Here is a 1,863-nt window from a genome sequence, read left to right on the forward strand (position 1 = left end):
CGGTGGCCGTTCTCATATCCGGGCCCTCACTCCGACGCCAGGCCAAACGCCCGGATCAGGTGGGAACCCGTACACCACTTCCCAGGACGCAACCACGACGCGGCCTCACCCGGCGGGCCATCCCGCCGGGCGCCGTACGGGCCGATTACCGCCATTCGCGTTAGGGGAGCAGGCTGATCATTGTGCTCGGGTGGAACGCCAGCCGCACCGCCGTCCGCACGGGCGACGGGCGCCTGCCCGCAGGGGGCACGGCGCCGGAATGGGTTGAGGCGTCGCATGTGCGGGCCGCGATCGACCGGTTCCCCGCCACCCTGCAGGACCCCCACGGTCCCTGGACGGGAGTGACGCGACTGGCCCGTGTTTGGCGGCCGATTCCGGCGTGGGGTCGGTGGTAGTCGAACCAGTCCAGCCAGTCGGGAAACGCGAGTGGGGGAGAGCGCCGGACCGGTCAAGTCCACGTAGGAGCGAAAGACCGGAGGACGGGCTTCCCTCACCGATCACGCACGCGCCCTGCTGGTCATCGCGCGCGCCTCTGAACTGCGCCTCCGTGACATCGCCGCGGTCTGTCACATCGCGGACAGCACCGCCCAGAGCATCGTCACCGACCTCGAACAGGTCGGCTGCTTCGGCCGGGAGCGCGACGGAGAGTGCACCCGCTCCACCCTGCACAGGGACGGCACCCTCCGCCATCCAGCAGAGGCCCACCCGCCTGTCCGCGGCCTGCTGAGGTTGTCCAACTGCCAAGACGGCCAAGCGTGAAGCCGCAACCTTCCGTGAAGCACTCTTCCCGGCGCAACGGAGAAAAACTGTCATGGCCGAGGTAGACATTGGCCCTCCGCAGGGCTACTGTTTCTCCTGTACCCAAGAAGTCGAAGTGGGCGCGGCAGACAGGGACTGCCGCGCATGCAGGCCAAGCAGGACGCGATCCCGAAGGGGTCGCGAGCAGTACCCGCGTTATCCAGCAGTACAACCGAGTAACCGAAGGTAAGGAGCGAGACGCCATCAGGATCGCCCGGGCGAGGAAGCAGTCCGCCCGGGTACCGCAAGGCCCCGGATTGGAAGGTGGTCCCCGGTCACGCATCCGCGATCCCCCGCAGCCCCGCCCTCCCAGGCGGAACCTGCGGACAAAGAAAGCCGGCGCAATCGGCCGGTAGATGGTGTTGAAAGCTCGGGGCCCGGGTGCCAGGACGGCACCCGGGCCCCCCGACGCATCCCCGAAAGAAGAGGTCTATGCCCCCACGCAGTACCCGGCCCACCGACATCCTCGACGACGATGACTACCCCGCCTACACCATGGGCCGGGCCGCCGAGATGCTCGGTACTACCCCCGCCTTCCTTCGAACCCTCGGCGAACACCGCCTGATCACCCCCTTGCGCTCCGAAGGCGGCCACCGCCGCTACTCCCGCTACCAGCTGCGCATCGCCGCCCGTGCCCGCGAACTCGTCGACCAGGGCACCGCCGTAGAGGCCGCCTGCCGCATCGTCATCCTCGAAGACCAGCTCGAAGAAGCTCAGCGCATCAACGAAGAACTGCGGGCCCAAGGCGGCCAGCCGCCGTCGAAGCCCTCAGCCTGACAAGAACGCCGGGTGCGCCCCCACCGCCGACCGACCAGCGGACCAGTCACCCCTAACAGCCCCGCGCCGCCGCCTCGCGCCGGGCCGCAACCAGTACGCCCACGGCACTACACAGGGACCCCGACACACCTGCCGGGGTCCCTGGCCGTTCACGTGCAGCTGCCTCATCGGGGCTCTCCTTCGTGGATACCCCCGGCTTCGGCCGGGGGAGGAAACGAAGATCCTGCGGAGCAGGGCAGGAGGAGCCGGTTCGCCGCCAGGGCGGACCGGCGTTCGCCGGCAGCCGGC

At 69.2% G+C, this 1,863-nt stretch carries 1 protein-coding gene; it reads left to right on the forward strand.

Translation table 11 applies throughout. From position 1 onward, the window contains the following. Positions 1-1,230: 1,230 nt before the first annotated feature. On the forward strand, positions 1,231-1,575 hold the full coding sequence (locus tag ACWCQ1_RS52050) for a MerR family transcriptional regulator (RefSeq protein ID WP_133050119.1): 345 nt from the start codon (positions 1,231-1,233) through the stop codon (positions 1,573-1,575). Positions 1,576-1,863 lie beyond the last annotated feature (288 nt).

This window comes from Streptomyces sp. NPDC002144 (genome assembly GCF_053593695.1).